At 36.5% G+C, this 23,631-nt stretch carries 25 protein-coding genes; 6 read left to right on the top strand and 19 right to left on the bottom strand.

Features of this window, described 5'->3' with window-relative positions:
• Window positions 1–46: 46 nt before the first annotated feature.
• The 5 genes from lpdA to AC4G3N_RS08530 form a co-directional block, all read right to left on the bottom strand.
• Window positions 47–1,456: a dihydrolipoyl dehydrogenase gene (lpdA, locus tag AC4G3N_RS08510; RefSeq protein WP_066100846.1), complete on the bottom strand. Its 1,410-nt coding sequence runs from the start codon at window positions 1,454–1,456 to the stop codon at window positions 47–49.
• A gap of 3 nt (window positions 1,457–1,459) precedes the next feature.
• Complete coding sequence (locus tag AC4G3N_RS08515) at window positions 1,460–2,785, bottom strand: dihydrolipoamide acetyltransferase family protein (RefSeq protein WP_066100849.1); 1,326 nt, start codon at window positions 2,783–2,785, stop codon at window positions 1,460–1,462.
• 85 nt (window positions 2,786–2,870) lie between these two features.
• Window positions 2,871–3,848 carry an alpha-ketoacid dehydrogenase subunit beta gene (locus tag AC4G3N_RS08520; protein ID WP_066100851.1) on the bottom strand — a complete coding sequence of 326 codons (978 nt, stop codon included), beginning with the start codon at window positions 3,846–3,848 and terminating at the stop codon, window positions 2,871–2,873.
• Between the two features lie 3 nt (window positions 3,849–3,851).
• Window positions 3,852–4,967, bottom strand: a complete 1,116-nt coding sequence (gene pdhA, locus AC4G3N_RS08525) for a pyruvate dehydrogenase (acetyl-transferring) E1 component subunit alpha (RefSeq protein ID WP_148629531.1) — start codon at window positions 4,965–4,967, stop codon at window positions 3,852–3,854.
• A gap of 534 nt (window positions 4,968–5,501) precedes the next feature.
• A complete protein-coding gene (locus AC4G3N_RS08530) occupies window positions 5,502–6,167 on the bottom strand; it encodes a YkyA family protein (RefSeq protein WP_066100857.1) in 666 nt (221 codons plus the stop codon).
• 300 nt (window positions 6,168–6,467) lie between these two features.
• Between AC4G3N_RS08530 and def the strand changes: the two genes are divergently transcribed.
• On the top strand, window positions 6,468–7,022 hold the full coding sequence (gene def / locus AC4G3N_RS08535; RefSeq protein WP_066100859.1) for a peptide deformylase: 555 nt from the start codon (window positions 6,468–6,470) through the stop codon (window positions 7,020–7,022).
• 151 nt (window positions 7,023–7,173) lie between these two features.
• Here def and AC4G3N_RS08540 read toward each other — a convergent pair whose 3' ends face one another.
• Complete coding sequence (locus AC4G3N_RS08540) at window positions 7,174–7,944, bottom strand: Cof-type HAD-IIB family hydrolase (protein WP_066100860.1); 771 nt, start codon at window positions 7,942–7,944, stop codon at window positions 7,174–7,176.
• 668 nt (window positions 7,945–8,612) lie between these two features.
• Here AC4G3N_RS08540 and AC4G3N_RS08545 point away from each other — a divergent pair.
• Both AC4G3N_RS08545 and rnjA read left to right on the top strand, forming a co-directional pair.
• Window positions 8,613–8,825 carry a DNA-dependent RNA polymerase subunit epsilon gene (locus AC4G3N_RS08545; protein WP_491090016.1) on the top strand — a complete coding sequence of 71 codons (213 nt, stop codon included), beginning with the start codon at window positions 8,613–8,615 and terminating at the stop codon, window positions 8,823–8,825.
• 3 nt (window positions 8,826–8,828) lie between these two features.
• On the top strand, window positions 8,829–10,496 hold the full coding sequence (gene rnjA / locus AC4G3N_RS08550) for a ribonuclease J1 (protein WP_066100868.1): 1,668 nt from the start codon (window positions 8,829–8,831) through the stop codon (window positions 10,494–10,496).
• A gap of 40 nt (window positions 10,497–10,536) precedes the next feature.
• On the opposite strand, the gene AC4G3N_RS08555 is transcribed toward rnjA, so the two are convergent.
• The gene (locus AC4G3N_RS08555; RefSeq protein ID WP_066100870.1) at window positions 10,537–11,526 is read right to left on the bottom strand and encodes a cytochrome d ubiquinol oxidase subunit II; all 990 of its coding nucleotides are present in this window, start codon (window positions 11,524–11,526) and stop codon (window positions 10,537–10,539) included.
• Window positions 11,527–12,139: 613 nt separating this feature from the next.
• Here AC4G3N_RS08555 and AC4G3N_RS08560 point away from each other — a divergent pair.
• Window positions 12,140–12,958 carry a mechanosensitive ion channel family protein gene (locus tag AC4G3N_RS08560; RefSeq protein ID WP_066100873.1) on the top strand — a complete coding sequence of 273 codons (819 nt, stop codon included), beginning with the start codon at window positions 12,140–12,142 and terminating at the stop codon, window positions 12,956–12,958.
• A gap of 42 nt (window positions 12,959–13,000) precedes the next feature.
• Here AC4G3N_RS08560 and AC4G3N_RS08565 read toward each other — a convergent pair whose 3' ends face one another.
• The 6 genes from AC4G3N_RS08565 to AC4G3N_RS08590 all read right to left on the bottom strand — a co-directional run bounded on the left by AC4G3N_RS08565 (window position 13,001) and on the right by AC4G3N_RS08590 (window position 18,621).
• The gene (locus tag AC4G3N_RS08565; RefSeq protein WP_066100876.1) at window positions 13,001–14,119 is read right to left on the bottom strand and encodes an N-acetyldiaminopimelate deacetylase; all 1,119 of its coding nucleotides are present in this window, start codon (window positions 14,117–14,119) and stop codon (window positions 13,001–13,003) included.
• A 72-nt stretch (window positions 14,120–14,191) separates the two neighbouring features.
• On the bottom strand, window positions 14,192–14,902 hold the full coding sequence (gene dapD / locus AC4G3N_RS08570; protein WP_066100880.1) for a 2,3,4,5-tetrahydropyridine-2,6-dicarboxylate N-acetyltransferase: 711 nt from the start codon (window positions 14,900–14,902) through the stop codon (window positions 14,192–14,194).
• 79 nt (window positions 14,903–14,981) lie between these two features.
• The gene (ccpC, locus tag AC4G3N_RS08575; protein WP_066100883.1) at window positions 14,982–15,854 is read right to left on the bottom strand and encodes a transcriptional regulator CcpC; all 873 of its coding nucleotides are present in this window, start codon (window positions 15,852–15,854) and stop codon (window positions 14,982–14,984) included.
• 107 nt (window positions 15,855–15,961) lie between these two features.
• Window positions 15,962–17,467: an MDR family MFS transporter gene (locus AC4G3N_RS08580; RefSeq protein ID WP_066100885.1), complete on the bottom strand. Its 1,506-nt coding sequence runs from the start codon at window positions 17,465–17,467 to the stop codon at window positions 15,962–15,964.
• A 259-nt stretch (window positions 17,468–17,726) separates the two neighbouring features.
• Window positions 17,727–18,173, bottom strand: a complete 447-nt coding sequence (gene cbpB / locus AC4G3N_RS08585; RefSeq protein ID WP_066100889.1) for a cyclic-di-AMP-binding protein CbpB — start codon at window positions 18,171–18,173, stop codon at window positions 17,727–17,729.
• Window positions 18,174–18,381: 208 nt separating this feature from the next.
• Window positions 18,382–18,621: a YkuJ family protein gene (locus tag AC4G3N_RS08590; protein ID WP_066100892.1), complete on the bottom strand. Its 240-nt coding sequence runs from the start codon at window positions 18,619–18,621 to the stop codon at window positions 18,382–18,384.
• A gap of 414 nt (window positions 18,622–19,035) precedes the next feature.
• Between AC4G3N_RS08590 and AC4G3N_RS08595 the strand changes: the two genes are divergently transcribed.
• Window positions 19,036–19,275: a glutaredoxin family protein gene (locus tag AC4G3N_RS08595; RefSeq protein WP_066100896.1), complete on the top strand. Its 240-nt coding sequence runs from the start codon at window positions 19,036–19,038 to the stop codon at window positions 19,273–19,275.
• Between the two features lie 59 nt (window positions 19,276–19,334).
• On the opposite strand, the gene AC4G3N_RS08600 is transcribed toward AC4G3N_RS08595, so the two are convergent.
• The 3 genes from AC4G3N_RS08600 to AC4G3N_RS08610 form a co-directional block, all read right to left on the bottom strand.
• Window positions 19,335–19,973 carry a DUF3993 domain-containing protein gene (locus AC4G3N_RS08600; RefSeq protein WP_180349914.1) on the bottom strand — a complete coding sequence of 213 codons (639 nt, stop codon included), beginning with the start codon at window positions 19,971–19,973 and terminating at the stop codon, window positions 19,335–19,337.
• A gap of 228 nt (window positions 19,974–20,201) precedes the next feature.
• Window positions 20,202–20,966 (bottom strand): 2,4-dienoyl-CoA reductase, encoded by a 765-nt coding sequence (gene fadH, locus AC4G3N_RS08605; RefSeq protein WP_066100902.1) that lies wholly within the window; start codon window positions 20,964–20,966, stop codon window positions 20,202–20,204.
• A gap of 195 nt (window positions 20,967–21,161) precedes the next feature.
• Entirely contained in the window at window positions 21,162–21,371 is a 210-nt protein-coding gene (locus AC4G3N_RS08610) for a hypothetical protein (protein WP_066100906.1), read from the bottom strand.
• Between the two features lie 326 nt (window positions 21,372–21,697).
• Between AC4G3N_RS08610 and AC4G3N_RS08615 the strand changes: the two genes are divergently transcribed.
• Window positions 21,698–22,486 carry a metallophosphoesterase gene (locus tag AC4G3N_RS08615; protein WP_368072414.1) on the top strand — a complete coding sequence of 263 codons (789 nt, stop codon included), beginning with the start codon at window positions 21,698–21,700 and terminating at the stop codon, window positions 22,484–22,486.
• Between the two features lie 64 nt (window positions 22,487–22,550).
• Here the strand turns inward: AC4G3N_RS08615 and AC4G3N_RS08620 are convergent, their stop codons facing one another.
• The 3 genes from AC4G3N_RS08620 to AC4G3N_RS08630 form a co-directional block, all read right to left on the bottom strand.
• Window positions 22,551–22,706: a hypothetical protein gene (locus AC4G3N_RS08620; protein ID WP_175354217.1), complete on the bottom strand. Its 156-nt coding sequence runs from the start codon at window positions 22,704–22,706 to the stop codon at window positions 22,551–22,553.
• Between the two features lie 93 nt (window positions 22,707–22,799).
• A complete protein-coding gene (locus AC4G3N_RS08625) occupies window positions 22,800–23,162 on the bottom strand; it encodes a fluoride efflux transporter FluC (protein ID WP_077247944.1) in 363 nt (120 codons plus the stop codon).
• Window positions 23,159–23,539 carry a fluoride efflux transporter FluC gene (locus AC4G3N_RS08630; protein WP_140461227.1) on the bottom strand — a complete coding sequence of 127 codons (381 nt, stop codon included), beginning with the start codon at window positions 23,537–23,539 and terminating at the stop codon, window positions 23,159–23,161. The genes AC4G3N_RS08625 and AC4G3N_RS08630 overlap by 4 nt, the downstream gene beginning before the upstream one ends.
• Window positions 23,540–23,631: the final 92 nt, after the last annotated feature.

The raw sequence follows: 23,631 nt of genomic DNA on the forward strand, positions 1-23,631 counted from the left end.
TAAAACACCCCTGTCCAAAAAGGATAGGGGTGTAAAAAATAATTAATTATTTAATAATGTGGATTGGGCTTCCCATCGCAACTTCTGCTGCTTCCATTGTGATTTCTCCCAATGTAGGGTGAGCATGAATAGTCATAGCGATGTCTTCAGCAGTCATTCCTGCTTCAATTGCAAGGCCTAGCTCTGCAATCATATCAGAAGCACCAGGTCCAGCAATTTGAGAACCGATTACTAATCCGTCTTCTTTACGTGTAATTAACTTCATAAATCCTTCTGCAGAATTTAATGCTAAAGCACGTCCGTTTGCTGCAAATGGGAATTTAGCAGCAACGATATCTAAACCTTCTTCTTTTGCTTGTTGTTCAGTATAACCAACTGTTGCAAGTTCCGGTTCGGAGAATACAACTGCAGGAATACCTAGATAATCAATCTCAGCTGCATGTCCTGAAATAACTTCAGCAGCGATTTTACCTTCATAAGAAGCCTTATGAGCTAATTGAGGGCCAGAGATGATATCACCAATCGCAAAAATATTACTTACAGATGTACGGCATTGCTTATCTGTTTTAATGAAGCCTCTTTCATCTAGTTCAATACCGACTTGTTCTAAACCAATTTCATCAGTATTAGGTTTTCTTCCAACTGTTACCAATAGATATTCAGCTTCAACTTTTTTCTCTTCGCCTTTTTCTTCGTAAGTAACAATTACACCATTTTCAGTTTCTTCCACGCCTTTAGCTTTAACTTTAGTGAAGATATCTACATCTTTCTTCTTCAAGTTACGTTTAACGATAGAAGACATTGGTTTTTCGAAAGCAGCCAAGATTTCGTCCATACCTTCTAGAATGGTTACTTTAGTACCAAAGTTAGCATATACAGAACCAAGCTCAACTCCAATTACTCCACCGCCGATAATAGCCATGCTTGCAGGGATATGATCAAGGTTTAAAGCACCAGTGGAATGAATGACACGATCAGAATATTTAAATGTCGGTAATTCAATCGGTCTAGAACCTGTTGCGATAATAGCGTTTTTAAATGTATATGTTTGAGCGCTATTTTCAGTCATAACACGGATGTTATTAGCGTCTACAAAGTAAGCTTCACCTTTAACGATGTCTACTTTGTTACCTTTAAGTAATCCGCCAACACCACTTGTTAATTTTTCTACTACAGTACCTTTCCAGGCTTGAACTTTAGAGAAGTCCACTTTTACGTTTTCAGCAGTGATACCAAGATCTTCAGAATGTTTGGCATCATGATAACGGTGACCTGCAGTAATTAAGGCTTTGGATGGAATACATCCAACGTTCAAACATACGCCACCAAGGTCTCCTTTTTCAACGATTGTTACTTTTTGTCCAAGTTGCGCAGCACGGATTGCAGCCACGTAACCTCCTGGACCAGAACCGATTACTATAGTATCTGTTTCAATTGGAAAATCTCCAACTACCATGTCTTATCCCTCCATCAATAATAATTCTGGGTCATTTAATAAACGTTTAATGTGATTTAATGCATTTTGACCAGTAGCTCCATCAATCATACGGTGGTCAAAGCTTAAAGATAATGATAATACAGGAGCAGCTACAATTTCACCATCACGAACGATTGGTTTTTCTGCAATACGTCCGATTCCAAGAATCGCAACTTCTGGGTGGTTAATAACTGGTGTGAACCATTGTCCACCGGCAGAACCGATATTTGAAATTGTGCAAGAAGCACCCTTCATTTCATTAGGAGCTAATTTACCATCACGAGCTTTTCCGGCAAGTGTGTTGATTTCATTAGAGATAGCAAACATAGATTTACGATCTGCATCTTTAACTACAGGTACAAGAAGTCCTTTTTCAGTATCAGCTGCAATACCGATATTGTAATAGTGTTTATGGATAATTTCTTGTGTAGCATCATCAAGAGATGTATTTAATGCTGGGTACTCTCTTAATGCACTTGTTAAAGCTTTAACAACGTAAGGAAGGAATGTTAGCTTAATTCCTTTTTCAGCTGCAACTTCTTTGAATTTCTTTCTGTGAGCAACCAATTTAGTCACATCTACTTCGTCCATCAATGTAACGTGTGGAGCTGTATGTTTAGAGTTAACCATCGCTTTAGAAATAGCTTTACGAATTCCACTCATTTTTTCACGAGTTTCAGGATATTCTCCTGCAGGAATAGCCGCTGCAGCTGGTTTAGAATCTTCTTTGGCAGCAGGAGCTTCTTGTACAGGCGCACTTTCTTGTCCACCATTCATAAATGCTTGGATATCTTCTTTTAATACACGGCCATTTTTGCCTGTGCCTTTAACCTTGTGAATATCCACACCGTTTTCTCTAGCAAATTTTCTAACAGATGGCATTGCGATTACACGGTCACTTGCAGTTTCTTCTGCTTGTGGCTGTGAACCTGCACCAGTTGGAGTATCAGAGTTTGCTGGAGCTGCTGCTTCTTTCTTAAGGTCTTGTCCGCTTTCTAAAGTAGATTGAACTTGAGCTTCAGTTTTTTCTTCACCGTGCTCATCACCTTTAAATTGTACATCTTCATAACCTGGTGCATCAAAAGTTACAAGTACATCACCAACTACTGCTACAGTACCTTCTTCAACTAATACTTCTTGAACAGTACCTTCTACTGGAGATGGAATTTCAACAACAGATTTGTCATTTTGCACTTCACACAGTACGTCATCTTCCTGTACTTTATCACCTGGTTTAATAAACCATTTTACTATTTCACCTTCATGTATACCTTCGCCGATATCCGGGAGTTTAAATTTAAAAGCCATGGCTTTTCTTCCTCCTCTTTCTTTTCAGTTTTTAAAGTTATGATTGTGTTAGTCAGGAAATGCCACGAAAGCATCTCCTGTTATGTTAAAATTCTAAAACTTTTTTTGCAGTTTCAAGTACATCTTTATGATTTGGCAACCATATAGGCTCAGCTTGAGAGAATGCAAATACTGTATCAGGAGCAGTTACACGCAATACTGGTGCTTCCAGGCTTAGAATGGCACGGTCGTTGATTTCAGCAACAACTTGAGCAGCAATACCTGCTTGTTTTTGTGCTTCTTGTACAACAATTGCGCGTCCAGTTTTCTCAACAGATGCAATAATTGTATCAATATCAAGCGGGCTAATTGTTCTTAAATCGATTACTTCTGCAGATACACCTTCTTTTTCAAGTTGCTCTGCAGCTTTAAGTGATTCCTGAACCATTGCGCCATAAGTAATAATAGAAAGATCAGTACCTTCACGTTTCACATCAGCTTTACCTAATGGAATTGTATATTCCCCTTCAGGTACTTCTTGACGGAAAGAACGGTATAATTTCATGTGTTCTAAGAAGATTACCGGATCGTTATCACGGATAGCAGAGATTAACAAACCTTTTGCATCATAAGGTGTAGATGGAATAACCACTTTTACACCTGGTGTTTGAGCCATTAAACCTTCAAGGCTGTCTGCATGCATCTCAGGTGTATGTACACCACCACCAAATGGTGAACGGATTGTAATTGGTGAAGTATAAGTACCACCGGAGCGATATCTCATACGAGCCATTTGACCAGCAATAGAGTCCATAACTTCGAATACGAAGCCGAAGAATTGGATTTCAGGAACAGGACGGAATCCTTGCAATCCAAGTCCAATTGCCAATCCACCAATACCAGATTCAGCTAAAGGGGTATCAAAGATGCGGTCTTCTCCAAACTCCTTTTGTAATCCTTCAGTAGCACGGAAGACACCACCGTTTACTCCTACGTCCTCACCAAAAACGAGAACTTTAGGATCATTACGCATTTCAGTACGTAATGCATCAGTGATGGCTTGAATCATCGTCATTTGGGCCATGGCTTATTTCGACTCCTTTTCTTTGTAAATTTCATATTGTTCTTCTAGGTTGTATGGAAGCTCTTCATACATATTCATAATTAAATCAGTTACTTTTTGTTTTGGAGTATTATCCGCTTCTTTAATAGCAACTTTGATATCTTCTTTTGCTTGTTCAATTACTTCATTTTCTTTCTCTTCGCTCCATAGTCCTTTTCCTTCTAGGAATTTACGGAAACGAACAAGTGGATCTTTTTTCTCCCACTCGTTATCAAGGTCAGCTGTACGGTAACGTGTTGGATCATCACCAGCCATTGTATGTGGACCATAACGATAAGTTAAAGTTTCAATTAAAGTAGGACCTTCTCCATTAATTGCTCTTTCGCGTGCCTCTTTAACTGCAGTGTAAACAGCTAATGGATCCATACCGTCTACCTGAATACCTGGGATACCGGCAGCCATTGCTTTTTGAGCGATTGTTTTAGCAGCTGATTGTTTTTCAACCGGTGTAGAAATCGCAAAACGGTTATTTTGAACGATAAAGATTGCAGGAGCTTTAAATGCACCAGCAAAGTTGATTCCCTCGTAGAAATCACCTTGGGAAGCACCGCCGTCACCTGTATATGTGATTGCAACAGATTTCGCTCCATTTTTCTTCATACCAAGAGCTACACCTGCACATTGGATATATTGTGCACCAATGATGATTTGCGGAGAAATCACATTAACGTCTGCAGGAATTTGATTTCCAGCAAAATGGCCACGAGAGAACAAGAAGGCTTGAGTCAATGGAAGACCATGCCAAATCATTTGTGGTACATCTCGGTAACCAGGTAAAATGAAATCTTCTTTTTCCAAAGCAAATTGAGATGCCAATTGTGAAGCTTCTTGTCCAGCTGTTGGAGCATAAAAACCAAGACGACCTTGTCTATTCAAAGAGATAGAGCGTTGATCAAGAATACGAGTGTAAACCATTCTTCTCATTAATTCTTGAAGCTGTTCATCGCTTAAATCAGGCATAGCTGATTTATTTACGACTTCTCCCTCTTCATTTAAAATTTGCAACGTCTTGAACTGGTCGCTAACGCTTTCCAACTGCTTCTCTGCCTCAATAAGGACTTTCTGTTGTTTAGAAGCCATAGGATTCACATCTTCCTTTCTATAAATGGTTAAATATCCATCTTTAAATTATCATAATGCCAGTTTTCCACACCTAAACCATTAGATAACTGTATTAGTTTCCTCTTGATAAAAAGTAGTACAACTGTATCAATGGTTAAAGTTTACACGATTTAAATAATTGCCGTCAACTTATATGATTCGAGTATGTAAACATTTTCACAAACTTTCTTTAACGACAAACTGTTATACATTAATATTTTTTTATACTAATACAGAATGTGGAAAAAGCGCTTACAAAGATGAACTTTCTGTATTTATAATCCCCTAAACTAAAGTAATATGGGCAAAATAACTAACCTTATTAAACATGCAATACTAAATGTATAAAACCTAATAACCATTTTTAAATTATAATAAAAATAATCATACTCGATACTGGTCGAAAATCAATTAGGTTTTACTACTTAACAAAACATACCAAAACTTATCGAATTGATTATCGACAACCTGGAATTTCTATAAAAAAAAGCCATCACTCCTGATGGCTTTTTCTTATTCTGTATCAACATCTAGTTTTGCCCTTTTATAGAAAGCAATCTTTTGTTCATTATATTCATTCGTTAAGTCATTAAATTTTTTGTTTGAGTTCATCAGTGAATTATACGTTTCATTGATTTTCTCAATTTGTTCTTGTAAATCTTCTTTGGTCACATCCTCTTTTTTAAAGAGTGTGTATAACTCATTCTCCTGTGTAAGACTCTTTGTATAATGTTTATACAGTTCATCATACTCATCATATCTTTTCGTCATTGTATCCTTTAATTCATTCGCTTCTGCTTTTAAGGATGAGTCTTCAAGATCGTTTATATGACCATTTAAATCCTTAAATTGTTCCTTAGCTTTATCGATAGCTTCTTTTTCCTTCTTCATTAACGCTTGTCTTTCTTCTATTCCTTTAATAGCATCATTTGATAATGATTGTATTTCTTCTATTTCCTTCATACCCAATTGTATAATCTTTCCATACAGTTCATTATCTTCTTCCTCCAGCTTTTGAAGCGGCTCTTGTTGTTTTTGGAAGTCTTCCTCCAATGCAGCCACTTCCTCCAGAGTATCATAAATTTTCTCTTCTGGACTGCTATTGTTTAGACATCCTGTTAATGCAAGGATTACTACTAACATACCTGTAAGTGTAATAATTTTTTTGTATTTTTCCATGATTAGCACTCCTATCTATCCCTACTTTACTATAACGAAATGGAAATATTTTGACAACAAATAACATATATAATAGGAGTAATACCCCCGAAATTACTTAGTAATCTAAATATAAGGTAATATATTGTAGTATGATTGCTATTGATTAATTCCTAAACTTAAAATACGCTACTACGTAAAGATAAGTAAGGCGTACAGACCCCTTATATGTTTGTTAAGATTACAGAAGTCATAATTAACTTTTTATGCAAGGTTTGATAGACTATAGAGTATAAATGGACAGTTTTATGAGGTGAAATAATGATTACAATGCAAGATATTATCAGAGAAGGGCATCCCACTCTACGAAAAAGAGCGGGGGAAGTACAAATTCCGCCTTCCAAAGAAGACCAAGAAATTCTCAAAAGCTTAATGGAATATGTACAAAACAGCCAGGATCCAGTAAAAGCAGAAAAATACGGTCTACGTCCTGGGGTTGGGCTGGCAGCTCCTCAAATTAATATTTCAAAACGAATGATTGCCATTCACGCTACAGACGATAAAAATAAGCTCCATAGCTATTCTCTCTTTAATCCAAAAATTATTAGCCATTCTGTTCAGAAGGCTTATTTAAGTACCGGAGAAGGCTGTTTATCAGTAGATCGTGCCATACCAGGCTATGTTCCCCGTTACAATAAAGTAAAAGTACAAGCTTATACGCTTGAGGGGGAAGAGATTACTTTAAGATTAAGCGGCATGATGGCCATTATTATTCAGCATGAAATTGATCATTTAAATGGAGTCATGTTCTATGATCATATAAATCCTAAAGATCCATTTGCCCATTTAGACAATGCGGTAGCCATTGAAAAATAAAAACCGGTGATTAATCACCGGCTGTGACTGTAGACATTTTCCCTATTTAGGTTGGTCTACAGTCTTTTTTTGTTCACTTATTTATAGAAACTATGTGGCTAAACCGCTCTGCCCTATTTTATGACTAGTCAGTTGCTGATTACTAACAAATTTATATAAGCTTTAATTCCTTTAATCCGTAATAAATCCCATCTGAATCTACGCTTTTTGTAATAAAGTCCGCTTCTTTCTTTAACAGCGGTACACCATTTCCCATGACCACACCCGTACCTGCTGCCTTAATCATTTCAAGATCATTTAATCCATCACCAAATGCATAAATTTCATCCATAGAGAATCCCTTGCGCTCAATCACATACTCAATTCCTTTAGCTTTTGACCCTCCATTTGGTACTACATCCATTGCATATGGATGCCAGCGTATGAATTGCAGATCCGAATAGTTTCCTTCATAAAGAGACGTATGATGTTCCTCACAAAATAAAAGAGCTTGGTAAATTTCATGATTTTTATAAAAGTCTCCCTTTTCCTCGGGATGTGGAAAATGAAGAGATCCCATACTCTCTTCTATAAAGGGATCATGTGTAACGTTGGCTTTCATTGTTTTCTCATTCATATAGATCATGGAGTGACCATTCGCCTTTGCTTCTCTCGTTAATTTTTCTAATTGTGATTGAGATAGAGGGTTTTTATAAATCATCTCATGCTCAAAAACAACATATTGACCATTAAAGCTGACAAAAGAGTCGATTTCCAGTTCATGAATAAGATGGCTGAACATAAAAGGTGCCCTACCTGTCGCTATTGCAACGTATGTCCCATTTTTTCTAAGTAAATGGATTGCTTCCTTAGTGGATTCCGGTAATTTCTTTTCAGAATTTAGAAGTGTCCCATCAATGTCAAAAAATACAATTTTACCCATAAACATTTCCTCCCAGATGCGCAATACTATATATAACGTATTATTGTCTACAATCATACTATCATAATAAATAGTAAACCTCTGCATGAGGAATCTCATACAACAGGAAAACAGCTATGATTAGTTATCTTGACTCTTCAGGAAAAATAGTAACGGTTAAAGATATTAGTTATACTTAGATTATGAATCAGACGCGATTGTAAATAAATTACAATATAAGCTTTTGAATCCAAGCATATACTATTTATGAGTGGGACGATAAATTTATTTTTACGTTTAGGTACTTATATCCCTCAAGCATATTTACCAAACGCTTAATTACCATTAAAATAATAGATAAAGGAGATGGTCAGCCATGTTAAAAAAGCTCAGAAAAAAGCTTCTCAAACAATGGAAAGACCTGATGGGCAGGAAATCAATTGCATAATTTTTTGAAAAGCCCTTCAAATATCCTTGCGGAGGGCTTATTCTATACGGTAAAGTAGATAACAGTCCTTAAAGAAAATTGTTTAAACATGCAAATGTTAGGAAATTTTCTTATAATAGAGATGATGAACTGTTTAGACCGACAGTCTAAGATGAATATCAATAGATAAGGTGGCCTGGTTGTTGCTCCTTGCCACCTCTTTATTTATAAATTTTACAAGAGTAAGTTAGGAGAGATTTACATGATTTTTAAAGTTTTTTTTCAGGAGAACGCAGCTGAGACACCCGTTCGCGAAAATACTAAATCTATTTACGTTGAAGGGAAATCGGAAAGAGATGTCCGCCAAAAGTTAAAAAGCCTTCCATACAATATTGAATTTGTTCAAGTTCTTAAAGATGAATATTTGGAATTTGAAAAACAGAATCCAGATTTCCATATTACGGAGACCAAATAATATATGAAATTTGTCAAGAACGACCAAACAGCTGTTTTCGCCCTCGGAGGGCTAGGCGAAATCGGCAAAAACACATATGGCGTTCAATTCCAGGATGAAATTATTCTAATTGACGCCGGAATAAAGTTTCCGGAAGATGAATTACTTGGCATTGATTATGTCATACCGGATTATTCCTATATCGTAAAAAACGCGGACAAGATTAAAGGTTTGTTTATTACTCATGGTCATGAGGATCATATTGGCGGGATACCTTATTTACTAAAGCAAGTGAATATTCCACTTTATGGAGGCAAATTGGCACTTGGATTAGTAAAGAAGAAATTAGAAGAACACGGTTTACTAAGACAAGCCATTATCCATGAAATTAAAGAGGACGATGTGATCAAGTTCCGGAAAACATCTGTTACTTTCTATCGTACCACTCACAGTATCCCGGATGCATACGGCATTGTGGTTAAAACACCACAGGGCAATATTGTACATACCGGTGATTTCAAGTTCGATTTTACTCCGGTTGGAGAACCTGCCAATTTAACTAAAATGGCTGAAATTGGTAAAGAAGGTGTTCTATGCCTTCTCTCAGACAGTACAAATAGTGAAATCCCTAATTTCACTATGTCTGAGCGTAAAGTTGGCGAAAGTATACATGATATATTCCGAAAAGTAGAAGGACGCATTATTTTCGCAACCTTTGCTTCGAATATTCATCGCCTGCAGCAAGTTACAGAAGCAGCTGTACAAAACAACAGGAAAGTAGCCGTTTTTGGTCGCAGTATGGAAAATGCCATCGAAATTGGACTTCAACTTGGTTATATTACCGCACCAAAAGAAACATTTATTGATACTCAGCAATTAAATAGATTACCGGCAAACGAAGTAACGATTCTTTGTACTGGTTCACAGGGTGAACCGATGGCTGCCTTATCTAGAATTGCAAACGGTACTCACAGACAAATCCAGATTAATCCTGGTGATACAGTTGTATTCTCATCATCACCAATACCAGGTAATACGGTTAGTGTATCACGCACCATTAATATGTTATTCCGTGCTGGAGCCGATGTCATTCATGGTCCTTTAAGTAATATTCATACATCTGGCCATGGTGGACAGGAAGAACAAAAATTAATGCTCAGATTGATGAAGCCTAAGTTCTTTATGCCAATCCATGGAGAATACCGCATGCAGCGAACACATGTACAAACAGCTGTGGATTGCGGTGTCTTGGAGGAAAATTGCTTTATCATGGACAACGGTGAAGTGCTGGCACTTACTCAGGATAGTGCTACCGTTGCTGGCAAGGTACCTTCCGGCAATGTCTATATTGATGGAAGCGGAATCGGGGACATTGGAAATATCGTCCTTCGCGACCGTCGTATTCTTTCAGAAGAAGGTCTTGTGATAGTTGTTGTCAGCATCAATATGAAAGAGTTCAAAATTGCTGCTGGGCCGGATATCATTTCTCGCGGGTTCGTCTATATGCGTGAATCAGGAGATCTGATTAACGATGCTCAAAACCTAATCACTCAGCATTTAAATAAAATCATGGCACGTAAGACTACACAATGGTCTGAAATTAAAAATCAAGTTACAGACACACTCGGACCTTTCTTATACGAAAGAACCAAAAGACGTCCGATGATTCTGCCTATTATCATGGAAGTATAAAAAGCACAAACGCGAGTACCTTAACAGGTACTCGCGTTTTTCATTTTGTTCGGAATAACATTTTATTGATCAATAGAGTAAATGGAGTCAGAAGCAATAATCCGATTACCAATAAGCATCCTAATGTTAACCATAAGTGGCTCCCATTAAACGAGTCCAATGTAATGAACGGATCAAGTATAAAAGGCAAATGTGAAATACCATATCCGTAGAAAGCAAACAAAAACTGAAGTAATACAAATATAAATGCTAAACCATGTCTTTTATTTCGAATGATTAAGTATAGGGCAGCCATAAAGCTAATTAAAGAAAGCGCAAATAACCACCAAATCTCCAGAGCATTTTGAAAATGACGCAAATTATGTCCCCTTAATGAAATAGTCGCTAAAGCAACTGCAATGATCGTAGGAACACTCCAAAAAAGAGCATAGCCTCGCACAGTCATACTTGCCTCCTTATCATTAGACTTTTCCTTATAATAGAGCAAGAATACGGCGCTTATAAACAATACACTTACAATTGTCAGAAACACGACACTCCAGGAATAAGGACTGAGGAACAATTTTTTTACCAGGAGAAACACTCGTTCTCCTTCTTTTTTTATAAAACCTCCCTCAGATATCGTAAGCCCAATGGATAAAGAGGCAGGAATAAGGATCCCAGTCGAAACATAAACGAACAAAAATGACCAGCTTGTTTTGTTCCCTTTTTTATACAAAAAATGTGCCATAAATCTGATGACTACCAGTAATAAAACGACCAGCCCTGGTAGAACCAATGCTCTGCCAAAATAATTAAATGTATCCGGAAAAAATCCAATTAATCCTGCCACAAAAAATATAAAGAAAATAATCGTAATATGCCAGAGTCGTGGATCATAATGACCTGTCGATTTAGGAATTCCCACCTGCTTACCTTTAAAACGACCATAATATGTAAAAAAACCAACCCCAAACTCAATGGAAGCAATTATGACATATACATAAAGGAAGGACCATAATACCGTTATTGTCAGCAGTTCAAAATTCAAGGTTACGACGCCTCCTTTTTAGTTTTATAAAGTGATTATTACCTATCCATACTATTTACCGGAAAGAGAGAACCGCTCTTCATTCTTCACATGTTTCTTGAATGTCCCACGGAACTATTAATCACCGATTGATTTCCAATCAACGAACCCTCTTTTCGCCTAAAATTCCAATATATATCCAAAATAAATATCACATATGCAAATAATACATAATCCGGTTAAATGTTTACAGTATTTTCAACCAAACTTTTTGGGAAAATAGTAAAAGTGGCTATGAACACACCAGTAACATAACTCAAGGGTCAATATTTAAAATGTGTAGAAATTGATAAAAGCAAGCTTTATTATCTATAACTTTATCATTGTATCAGTTTATGTTGAATAATGATTATGTCTTTTCAAACATTTTACCTTTCACTTGGCAAATCATTCAACTTCCTTTATGGTATATCTATATTATTCTATTATGATAGTAAAAGGCTGCATACATTTTCCTTCAAGATGAAGGTTATAGTATACCAAAAAAATTGTATCTATCATAATTGAATACTTCCGTTTATATCAATAAAGAAGTTGTTAGGAAAGGATTGGTTTAATGGAGAATTCGTTCATAATGGGTTTTAAATTTTCAGATCTCAAGTGGGAAACCTGGCTTTTCGATATTGGAATTTGGGTTCTAAAAATCTTTTTATTTTATTTAATCTATAAAGTAATACGCACGTTTACTTTTAAAATCATTGAAAAGATTTTCTCGCGCATGCAGGCCAAAGAGAATCTTTCTGAGAACCGTACGAAAACATTGGAATCCTTAACGAAAAACGCTTTTGGGTACGTCTTTATATTTATCTTAATAGTCACCATCCTGGAAATGTTAGGAATCAACGTTAGTGCGATTCTAGCCGGTGCCGGAATCGTTGGTTTAGCGGTCGGCTTTGGGGCCCAGGGATTAGTGAGTGATGTAGTAACCGGCTTCTTTATCCTGCTCGAAAAACAGATTGATGTTGGGGATGAAGTGACAATAGGAGTTATTAAAGGCGTTGTAGAAGTAGTCGGACTTAAAACAATCCAAATAAGAGGTTATGACGGAAGCCTCCACTATATTCCCAATCGACAAATTGCCATACTAAGCAATCATTCACGTGGAGCTATGAGAGCTATGGTGGAAATTAAACTTAAAGCAGAAGATAATTTGGAGGAAATCACAAAATCAATTAAAGAAATATGCCATACAATGGCCGAAAAAGATGAAGATATCCTAATGGGACCCGAGATTCTTGGCATCCAGGATATGGGTACAGCTGATTATACAATTCAAATTGTAGCCCGAACAACAAATGGACAGCAATACCATGTTGAACGTCAGCTGCGCTCTAGGATTAAAATAGCCATCGATCAAATAAGGCTTCAATACGCTGCTGAAGGAACAGAATAATATAGAGAACCCGGCTGCTATCTCTTTAGCCGGGTTCTCTTTTTATATTGATTTCATTCGAATATAATCTGTTATAACCGATACAGCAAAGGGTAGTGCCTTTTCATCAGGATTTAATTTAGCATGGTGCAATCCATACGATGACTGAACACCAAGCCAGAACATAAAGCCTGGAATCTCCTTAATCATGTATCCAAAGTCCTCACCCGTCATTGCTTCCTTGCAATTGACGAATGTCGTATCCTGCCGCTGATACAGAAATTTCATAAACTCTTCTGTTAGATTAGATTCGTTATATACTTGATAGTAGGAAGAACCAAAATCAACATTAATCTTACAATCAAGAGCCACTTCCATTCCTTTTGCCATTTCCAGTATTCGATTCCGGATCAATAGCATAGAATCCTCAGATAGCGTCCGAATCGTCCCTTCTATCCGCGCATTTTCAGCAATACTATTTTGGACAGTCCCTCCTGTTATTTTCCCAATTGTAACAACAGCCGAATCAAGTGGATTAATATTTCTTGCTACAATAGTCTGAAGCTGAGTAACAAATTGACAGGATGCAATCACCATATCATTCGTCAGATGCGGATAAGCAGCATGTCCACCAACCCCTTTAAAATCTATAAAGATCTCCGAGGTATTAGCAAAGAGTAAACCTGTTTTGGTAGCGATTGTTCCTACCGGATATTCCGGAGCTATATGCAATCCAAAAATCAAATCAGGTCTCCACTTAGAAAACTGCTCAGCAGCAATCATCTCCTCTGCTCCTCCAGGGCCCTCTTCTGCGGGCTGGAACATAAATAATACATGGTCATTGATTGGATTTTCCACTAAATCTGTTAATACACCAAGGGCGATGGTCATATGAAAATCATGGCCGCATGCATGCATATAATCTGCATGCTCGGATTTAAAGGGAAGCTCCGTTTCTTCTCGAATCGGCAAACCATCAATGTCAGCACGGTAGCCTATGGTTTTCTCAGGAGATAGCCCTTTTACTCGAACAAAAATTCCTGTTCTCCATTTTTCCCATTCTATACGATCCTGAGGAAGATTTCTTATGTAATCTATCAAATATTGTTGCGTCTTAAATTCCTTATAACCAGGTTCAGGGATCCTATGCAAATCTCTTCTTATAGAAATTAACTTTTCCAAATTGCAGCTCACCTCATCTCCAATTTAAAAACAGGCGCGGAAATCATCATCTCCACGCCCCTTCCATTTTTATTATAGCTGACGAAGCTCATCCTTAATTTCAATTTTGGATTTAGTCTTTTCATCAATTGTTTTAATTACTTTAGCCGGAACTCCAGCAACTACTGTATGAGCAGGAACATCTTCTACTACAATTGCTCCAGCCGCTACTACAGCTCCCTCTCCTACTCTGACGCCTTCTAAAATAACCGCATTAGCACCAACAAGTACATTATCTTCGATTACAACAGGATTGGCAGATGGAGGCTCTATTACGCCAGCCAACACTGCTCCTGCTCCAATATGGCAATTTTCACCGACAGTTGCACGTCCGCCAAGCACGGCATTCATATCAATCATAGTCTTATCCCCGATGCTTGCACCAATATTAATGGACGCTCCCATCATAATCACCGCATTATTTCCAATATGAACCTGATCACGGATAATCGCCCCCGGCTCAATACGTGCATTAATCCCTTTTAAATCCAGCATTGGAATTGCGGAATTTCGACAATCATTTTCAATAACATAATCTTCTATTTTCGCCTTGTTTTCCTCTAATGTTGGTTGAATATCAGACCATTCTCCAAAAATCACCCCTGTGTTACCGGTAATAAATGTTTTAACCTCAGGATTAAATACCAGCTCACTGATTTCTCCCTTTATGTATACTTTAACCGGCGTTTTTTTCACACTGTTTCCGATAAAGGATATAATTTCATTTGCATCCATCATTTTCATAGTATATTTCTCTCCCCTAAATAATTTTCTATTACTTTATCAAACAAGAGTAGGAAAAACAAGAATAGAGATTTCATTTCTATTCAATTAACATTTCCTCAATCAAACTTACAAAAGCCTTAACCTGTCTTAATTCTAAGGAAGCATCGTAGCTTACAAGCCATGTCTTTCTTTCAACAGACTGCCCCTCCAAATCATACAAGGGATGTTTAAAATACGAGGCTTCACCTTCTCTTAAAGAAATACCGGGCAATATGGCATACCCAATTCCATTCATCACCATTTGTTTACAGGTTTCAATTTGATCCACAAGAATGGTACGTGTCGGTGGAATTCCATAATGGCGGATCCACCAATTTTGAATCTCTCGATAATAGTTCGAATCACTTTTAAACAAGATAAATGGGCGTTCTGTAGTTAACGCATCTGATAATTGGTTAAGCTCGGTATCCACAAGGTATAAGTGATCACTGAACAATAGCTTTTTATAACCATGCCAGTCAGGAACCCCTCTCAATATACCAATATGAGACTCTCCATTATAGATATTTTCGATCATTTCACTGCTCCAGCCTGTCACAAGTGAGATCTTAACATTGGGATATTTGTTAACATATTTCTTTAAAATCATCGGGAGCCAATATTGGCCGACTATAGAAGCACTCGCAATTTTTAATGTACCTTGTACATTATGATTGAGAGCATCTACTTTTTCTCGTGTTTTTTCTTTTAATTTCAGGGATTCCCTGGCATATTGAACGACAATTTCTCCCGCCTCCGTCAACGTCATTCCTTTTGCTGATCTAATAAAAAGCGGTGTTCCCCATTCTCTTTCTATTGATTGAAGACGTTGTGAAAGTGCCGGCTGAGAGACAAACATTCTTTCGGCAGTCTTACGTAAATTCAGTTCAACAGCAAGAGTATCCAATAATTCAAAATCAGTTATAACCATTTGTTCTCCTCACAAACCAATCTCTTCTTAATCAGACATTCATTTTATTTTACCTTTATATTCTGCTGAACTGCAAATATTACAATATAGCAGATTTAATGAGGCTGTTACGATTTCTCTTTTGGCATTTTCAATATCAAGAACAAGCTCAGTATAGCCAGTAGTAAGACAATGAAATACACAATACCCAATGAATGTGTTAATCCACTTTGGATCTGTTCCAATCTTTCCGGCTCTAAAGAAGATCGAATCTCAGTGTTAAGCAATTCGTTTACCGAATTTAAATCTATATTTTCATTTTGTGAATAATAAGCGTTTAAACGATTATTCAATATACCTCCCAATAATGCGGCACCGATTGTGTTTCCCAGATTTCTCATGAACATGTTTGCAGCTGTTGCAGCACCTCTTTGTTCCCAATCCACAGTAGATTGGATGGACACGATAAAAGCAGTGCTTGTAAGCCCCATTCCCACACCAAGCAAGAAGGATCCAGAAGCGGCCAAAAACACATATCCATGGGAGGGCAAAAATGTAAAAGCCAGTGCACCCAGTATGATAAAGATTCCACCTGTTATACAAGTAGTACGATACCCTATCTTCAAAATCATATTGCCTGATATAAAGGATGCTATCGGCCACCCTATAGACATGGCAGTAAGAGTAAATCCTGCTATCATTGGGGATTCCTCCATTACTCCCTGTACAAATGTTGGTAAATAGCTTGATACTCCAATTAAAACAATACCGGTTGTAAGAGAGGTTAAATTAGCAAACAATATTGATTGATTCTTCCAGATAGAAAAAGGCATAACGGGCTCTACAGTTCTGTTTTCATGCTTCACAAAGCAAAACACCAAAATTAGCAGGAGTATAATTAACAACGAACTTTTTAAAGAAAGCCAGGAAAATGAAATCCCTCCTTGCACAAATAAAAACATTAAAAGCGACAAAGAAACAGCAAGCATTGCTGAACCCATATAATCTACCTTTTGTTTTTTAACCGTCTTTTGCTCATGGAAGAAAAATAGCAAACCTCCTAAAGAGAGAAATCCTAACGGAATATTAATCCAAAAGATCCAGCTCCATGATATGTACTCGATTAATAATCCGCCAATAGCAGGTCCCAAAATAGCCGATATTCCCCAAACACTTGATAAATAACCCTGAACTTTTGCTCGTTCTTCTTTCGTATATATATCCCCTACAATTGTCATTGCAACGGGCGTAATGGCTCCAGCTCCAAAACCCTGTATTAAACGAAAAAAAATTAAGCTTTGCATGGACCATGCATATCCAGAGCCGAGGGAACCAAGCAGAAACACTGTAATCCCAAATAACAATACTGGTTTTCTGCCAAATAAATCAGATAACTTCCCATAGATCAATACCGTTACCGTATTCATTAGCAAATAGGCTGAGAAGACCCAACTATACAGGGAGAAGCCTCCCAGATCACCAACGATCTCAGGCATTGCAGTTGAAACGATAGTACCCTCGATGGCACCCATGAATAAAGCCAATAGGATTGAAATTAATACTAAAGGGCGTTTTGTCTTCTTCTTTGCCCTTTTGAAAGACTTTTTTTCTATGCTTGAATCGATTGAATTCATTTTTCCACGCCCCTCCCTATCATTTTAACGAAGTTCCTATCCTGGATAAAGTTAATTTGGAATATTATATCTATTAAAAGTTTTGTTGAGTTATTAGCATGTCTTAGAGTGTTTTATTGATAACATTGTTTAAAGTCACTTTTAAATTTAAGTTATACAACTTTATAAACCATGTAAAAAACGCCTGGATCTTTATCCAGGCGTTTTAAAAAATGTTTATTTTTTAATCCACTCATCATTATCGATTGAGATACTGATATTAATTATATTTAATGATTTTTATTAAACGATTTGTATGCTTCATAACCTGCCTTCTGGTCAATATACCTTCGAAAGCTCCCTCAGTACCTACCACACATACAAATGGATGATCAATGAGAAGTTCCATTGCTTTTTCAATTGAATCACTTTCTTTAAGACATGGAAGATTGGGATCCATCACTTCTGCAACCTTCATCTCTTCCAGTTTTTCAAATTCAATTCGCTCCAAGCCCAATATTGCATCCATTATCTTTGGTGTACTAATTAATCCATGCAGCTTATAATCATGTCCCAGAACTGGTATAGCAGTATATCCGCTTCTAGTAAGAACCAATAATGCATGTTCGAGATTATTTTCCTGCTGTACATGAGCAACACGTTCAGACGAAATCATTAAATCCTTTACAGTCAGTTCGAATCCATCTAATTTTTGCATATCTAACATGGTTAAGAACCCCTTATATAGTTAGTTCCTGGTTATCCACTTTTGGTTTTATTCGGAAGACTTAACTGTTCGATTTGTCAGTAATTATCTTCCCTTCCCCACTTTAAAAATTTAAGTTAGAGATTTTCAGAAGCATAACCTACATGATTAGGAACAAATACCTTCATCATGATAATGGAACATAACCAAATCATCTCAAATTTCCAAATTAGCTATAAATTAACTCAAAAATTTCAATGGCAATCATATCAATATTATCAAATTGATACTTCATAGTTTTTCCTTTATCCTGAAAAATCTCTAATTCGAATGTTTCAGTTTTATCGAAATAAGATACTTGACATTTAACTTGACCTTCAACTTCAAACACACGTTGTGCTGTATCTGATACTTTCCCTTGCTCCTGTAAGTTTTTCAAACGTGATAAAATTCCTTGTAATCGTGACATATCTAATATATGCTCCTTTCATGACTTACCAACAAATAAAATATATTGTCGCTTATGGACTGGCCATTAGTAACAGAATAGAGGAATAGGCATTATTTGTATACCCAAATTCATTATAACGTATTTGATGGTTACACCTTTTATTTCATCTCTTTTTTTAGAGACTTCATCATTTTATCATAAAAACGTTCCAAGAAAAATTCCAGCGCCATATTTTTCACTTTAAAGCAGACTCAATCAAAATAAATTGACAAGATCTCTCTGGTGTTGGCAATTCTTTTTCTCTTTCTAGTTCTTTAATTTGATAAAAGATAGCCCTGCCTGATATCCTACTTAAAATTTGTACTATAGTAAACAAAAAAGTTTCATGTATACTGGTAGATACAAATTAAACAAAAGAAAGGATAGAAAAAAGTGGAACCAGTTCTTTTTTTTACGCAACCAGGCTGTCCGCCATGTGCTTACGCCAAAAATTATTTTGATGAGCACAATATTCCCTATACCTTAAAAGATATTCAGAAGGATGCAAAAGCAAAAAAAATACTTATGACCAAATATGATTCATATTCTACCCCAACGTTTGTCATTGGTGATCAAGTAATCATTGGATTTAACCAGGAACGAATTATGGAATTGTTAAATATTAGAGATTAATACAAAAAAGCTAATCCTCATTCAAGCAGGATTAGCTTTTCCATTCATGCCATCAGTATCTAGAAAGCAATCATCCCAAACCAATGAGACATATGATTAATGAACCCGTAGCTAATATAATCTGTCAATCTGTTTATGAAAGTCGGATTGGATGGCTCCTTATCCACACTCGAATTTTGGGCTATTTCTTGACTGTCATCAAGTGTTTTCGGATCGAAAGCAATTTGGTAATCATTAATTACCCATTTATTATGGTCATACATCAGCCCGATTGCCTCGTAATGCCCTTCATAGCTGACTGGTCCATCTGTATTGCCTGGAAACCATTCATACACATACCATTGATCATTAGCAGAACTATATCCTAGTTTAGTATGTTCACTATATGTAAAAAAAGGAATATAATAAAGGGCTATATCCGTACCATAGGTTTGATAGCCACTACCATCCACACTTTTTTGTACATTCATGTTTATAAAATCCTCAGTGTATTCCTCTGAGAAGGAATTTTTTAATAAATCTCGAATATTGTCCATTGATCTTGGTTTTTCTGAAAGAGATACCTGCAATTGAAATGCGCTATCTAAAAGATTAAATGCATCTTGTTTATCCAGTGTACTTTTAGCATCTACTTTGACAAGAGGAGAAACCGCTAATACAAGCATGGTAATAAACAACGAAGTTAAAACCTTTTTCATTATGATCCTCCTTTTTAAGTACATATCTCAAGGCCTTTATTAGCTTATTCCCCTTTTTACCAGAATAAACACTTTTTACTGAAAAATAATACAAGGATAGTGAAAACTAAAATATCATCTTAAACAGCTAGTCAAATGAACGCACAAAAAACAGTTCAATTAAATCAGCATATTGAACTGCTCTTTAAAGATTTCAATTCTTATTAAAACCATTCATCCATCCTATGCCTAAAACGGAAATTGATTGAGATGAGCACCGCCATCCATTGTAATACAATCACCATTAATATAGTATGCCCGATCAGACAGTAAATACAGGGCTAAATCTGCAATTTCCTCCGGTGTTCCTAATCTTCCAAGCGGAACACTTTCAAGCGTTCTTTGAGCTGCTTCTTCCGATTGAAATAACTTATCTGCTCCCCCAGTTCTTTCAATCGGCCCGGGAGCTATCGCATTTACGCGGATTCCATATTTTTTACCCCATTCCACAGCCAAAGTTCTAGTCATTGTCAGCACACCAGCCTTTGCTGAGGCAGAGTGAATGACATATGGACCTGCATCCCACGCATAGGTAGCGACCATATTGATGATTGATCCTTTAATGCCATTTTCTATCCAATACTTGCCGATGAGGCTGCTGCAGTAAAAAGTACCATTCAAAACAATATCAATGACAGATTTCCAGCCATTCGGTGATAGATCCTCTGCCGGACAAATAAAATTACCTGCTGCGTTATTAATCAAATAATCGATTGTACCAAATCTGTTAACCGTCTCTTCAATGGTTCTTTTAACATCCTCCACATTTCGAACATCCATCTGAACAGCCAGTATATTCTCCTGATTTTCTGCAAATTCTTTAATGGTGTTATCCAGTTTTTCTTTATTCCTTCCGGTAATGACTACTTTAGCCCCCTCATTTGCAAAACGTTGAGCCATAGCCTTTCCCATTCCACTAGAACCACCAGTTACAATCACTACTTTTCCCTTCATATGAGCCCTCCAAATAAAATGAATGATTATTCACTTTTATTATATCACAAAATTCTGTCAATAATATCCAGAAATGCTGAATTAGCAAAATAGATGAAAAATATAGATATAACGGGATTTTTAAATTTTAGCCAATCAAATTAAATGATAAAAGGGCCGCCTAATGGCCGCCCTTAAAAATTTTATATGTTTTACTTATGATTGATTGATTAGTTCATTAAGTTTAGAAAGAGTACTAATCAATGTTTCCTTTTTATTCGTACCTTTGCCATTTACTTTTAAATCATTAAGCATAACAAATACTCTGCCGGGATCTCCTTTTTTATGGAATCCATACATATATACTTTTATCATTCCTATTTTTGCAGGAAGATAGATCATTTCATATGATTTGGCTTTATTCATCTGTAACACCCTCGTCCTCAGAATGAAACATCCCATTCAGTTAACTAAATATATAAATCATTATTTCTATAAATCTAAATACCTATTGTATTTTAATTTTACCTTATTTTAGGTAGTTAATCTATAGACCAAATAGCACATAAATTTTGTAATCAAAAAGTAATACTCATACATCTTAACAATTTTCTTAATGAATGATAGGATTAGACTGACTATTATGAGATAGGAACTTTATAATGAAGAAAATAACCAGAAGATTCTTTTTAAAAAAATCATTTGCCTATATAGCTACTATTCTTTGCTCTCTTATAGGAGGGCGATTTTATATGAAAGATATTGAACCCTCCTGGGTTGATATAACACGTTTTTCCTATTCCCACCCACTTATTCCAGACTCCTTTCAAAATATTAGAATTGTCCAATTCAGTGATACTCATTTGGGTTTCCAATATAATTTGACAGATTTAGAAAAAACGGTTGAAACCATTCATTCACTTAATCCCGATATTATTTGTTTTACAGGTGACCTGATGGATAATCCGAATGAATATAGAATAACTCCTAAGCTCAATCAATTATTAAGTCAGCTGGAGGCACCTCTTGGTAAATATTGCGTTTTTGGCAATCATGACCATGGCGGTTATGGTACGGAAATTTACAAAGAGACTATGGTTAGTAATGGATTTACCCTGTTAGTAAATGAATCAAACTTTATAACCCTGCAGAATGGCCGTCAAATCGTAATAAGCGGGGTAGATGATGCAATGCTCGGCAAGCCCAACCTGGATGTAAGTATACCGGTACAATCCAGTGATTTATTTACCATTCTTCTATCTCACGCTCCTGATTATGCTGATTATGCCGCCAGTTACCCAGTTCATTTACAATTAAGCGGACATAGTCATGGAGGACAAATTCAGTTTCCTCTTTTGGGTGCGATTGTGACTCCCCCTTTTGCAGAAAAATACAGGGAAGGATCCTATAAAGTTGGCCCTTTATCCTTGTATGTAAATCGTGGTTTAGGTACAACCCGAATTCCATACCGGTTATTTTCACGTCCTGAAATCACGGTCATTGATTTGCAGAAAGGCCAAGAAGGCTTAAAAAAACGATAAAGGCAAACGAGCAGACCCTACATTCTGCCCGTTTGCCTATTTTCTGGCTGTTTTATGCCATGTGTTATTTCTTCTTTTTCAGATACTTCTCTTCAGCTTCAATAGCAGGAATTGGTCTTGAAAAATAAAAACCCTGTGCTTTTTCACATTGTATATCTAACAGAAAATCTACCTGTTTATTACCTGTATAGCTTTTAATGTTACTCTTTAAAGTTGTCATAGTCAGGGCACCTAATAGTTCATTTTTTGAAATAAATTACATTTCTTTCGATTATTTTATAATACATTGTCGAATTTTCATAGAGACGAGCGGTTAATGTCCTATATTTTTCATAAGATGATAGCACAACATACAACAAACTGACGTTCCTGCCAAAGAAAAACTTACATAAAGCAATAACTTGCGGTGTTCCCGGCTCAGCATTAAATCCAAGGCTTCAATTGCAAAAGTTGAGAATGTAGTAAAAGCCCCCAAGCTTCCTATCACAGTAAACATATGCATACCGCTTCCCCGCTCTATTCCTATCCCGGCCGATATACCAATTAAACACGAACCAATTAAATTAATAACAAGAGTAGCTAGAGGAAATGAATGATTATATTTTTTTAACCAGCCAGTCATTACATATCTTAAACATGCTCCGAGAAAACCACCTAATACAATTAATATAATCAACGCGCTTCCCTCTTTATCCAACTAGACATAATAAACCCTAACCATGCCATTAAGAGACCTGCAATCATACTCAGAAAAAAATAAATAAGACTATATAGGGGATAAGTTGCTGCGAGATTGGTTATTTCCAATGCAAAGCTACTCATCGTTGTAAATCCTCCACATAAACCAGTTCCAAAAAATAATTTTAATCTTTCATTTCCCTCATTTTTAAATAGCGAATAGGTGAGATAGGCTAAAACAAAGCTTCCAAAACCATTTATGAATAAGGTGTTAAACGGAATAGGACTGCCAGATGACGGGATCAATAAACTTATCCCGTATCGAGCTAACGCACCCATTGCCCCTCCGCAACCAGTAAGTAGCAGCTTTTGCAAGGTATCACACTCACTTTCATAATTCTTTTACCTTCAATTTCTCAATAGTCTGTTTTGAAAATTAATTCGTTCAAATAAGATATGAAACGTTT

The organism is Bacillus sp. z50, from assembly GCF_058313585.1.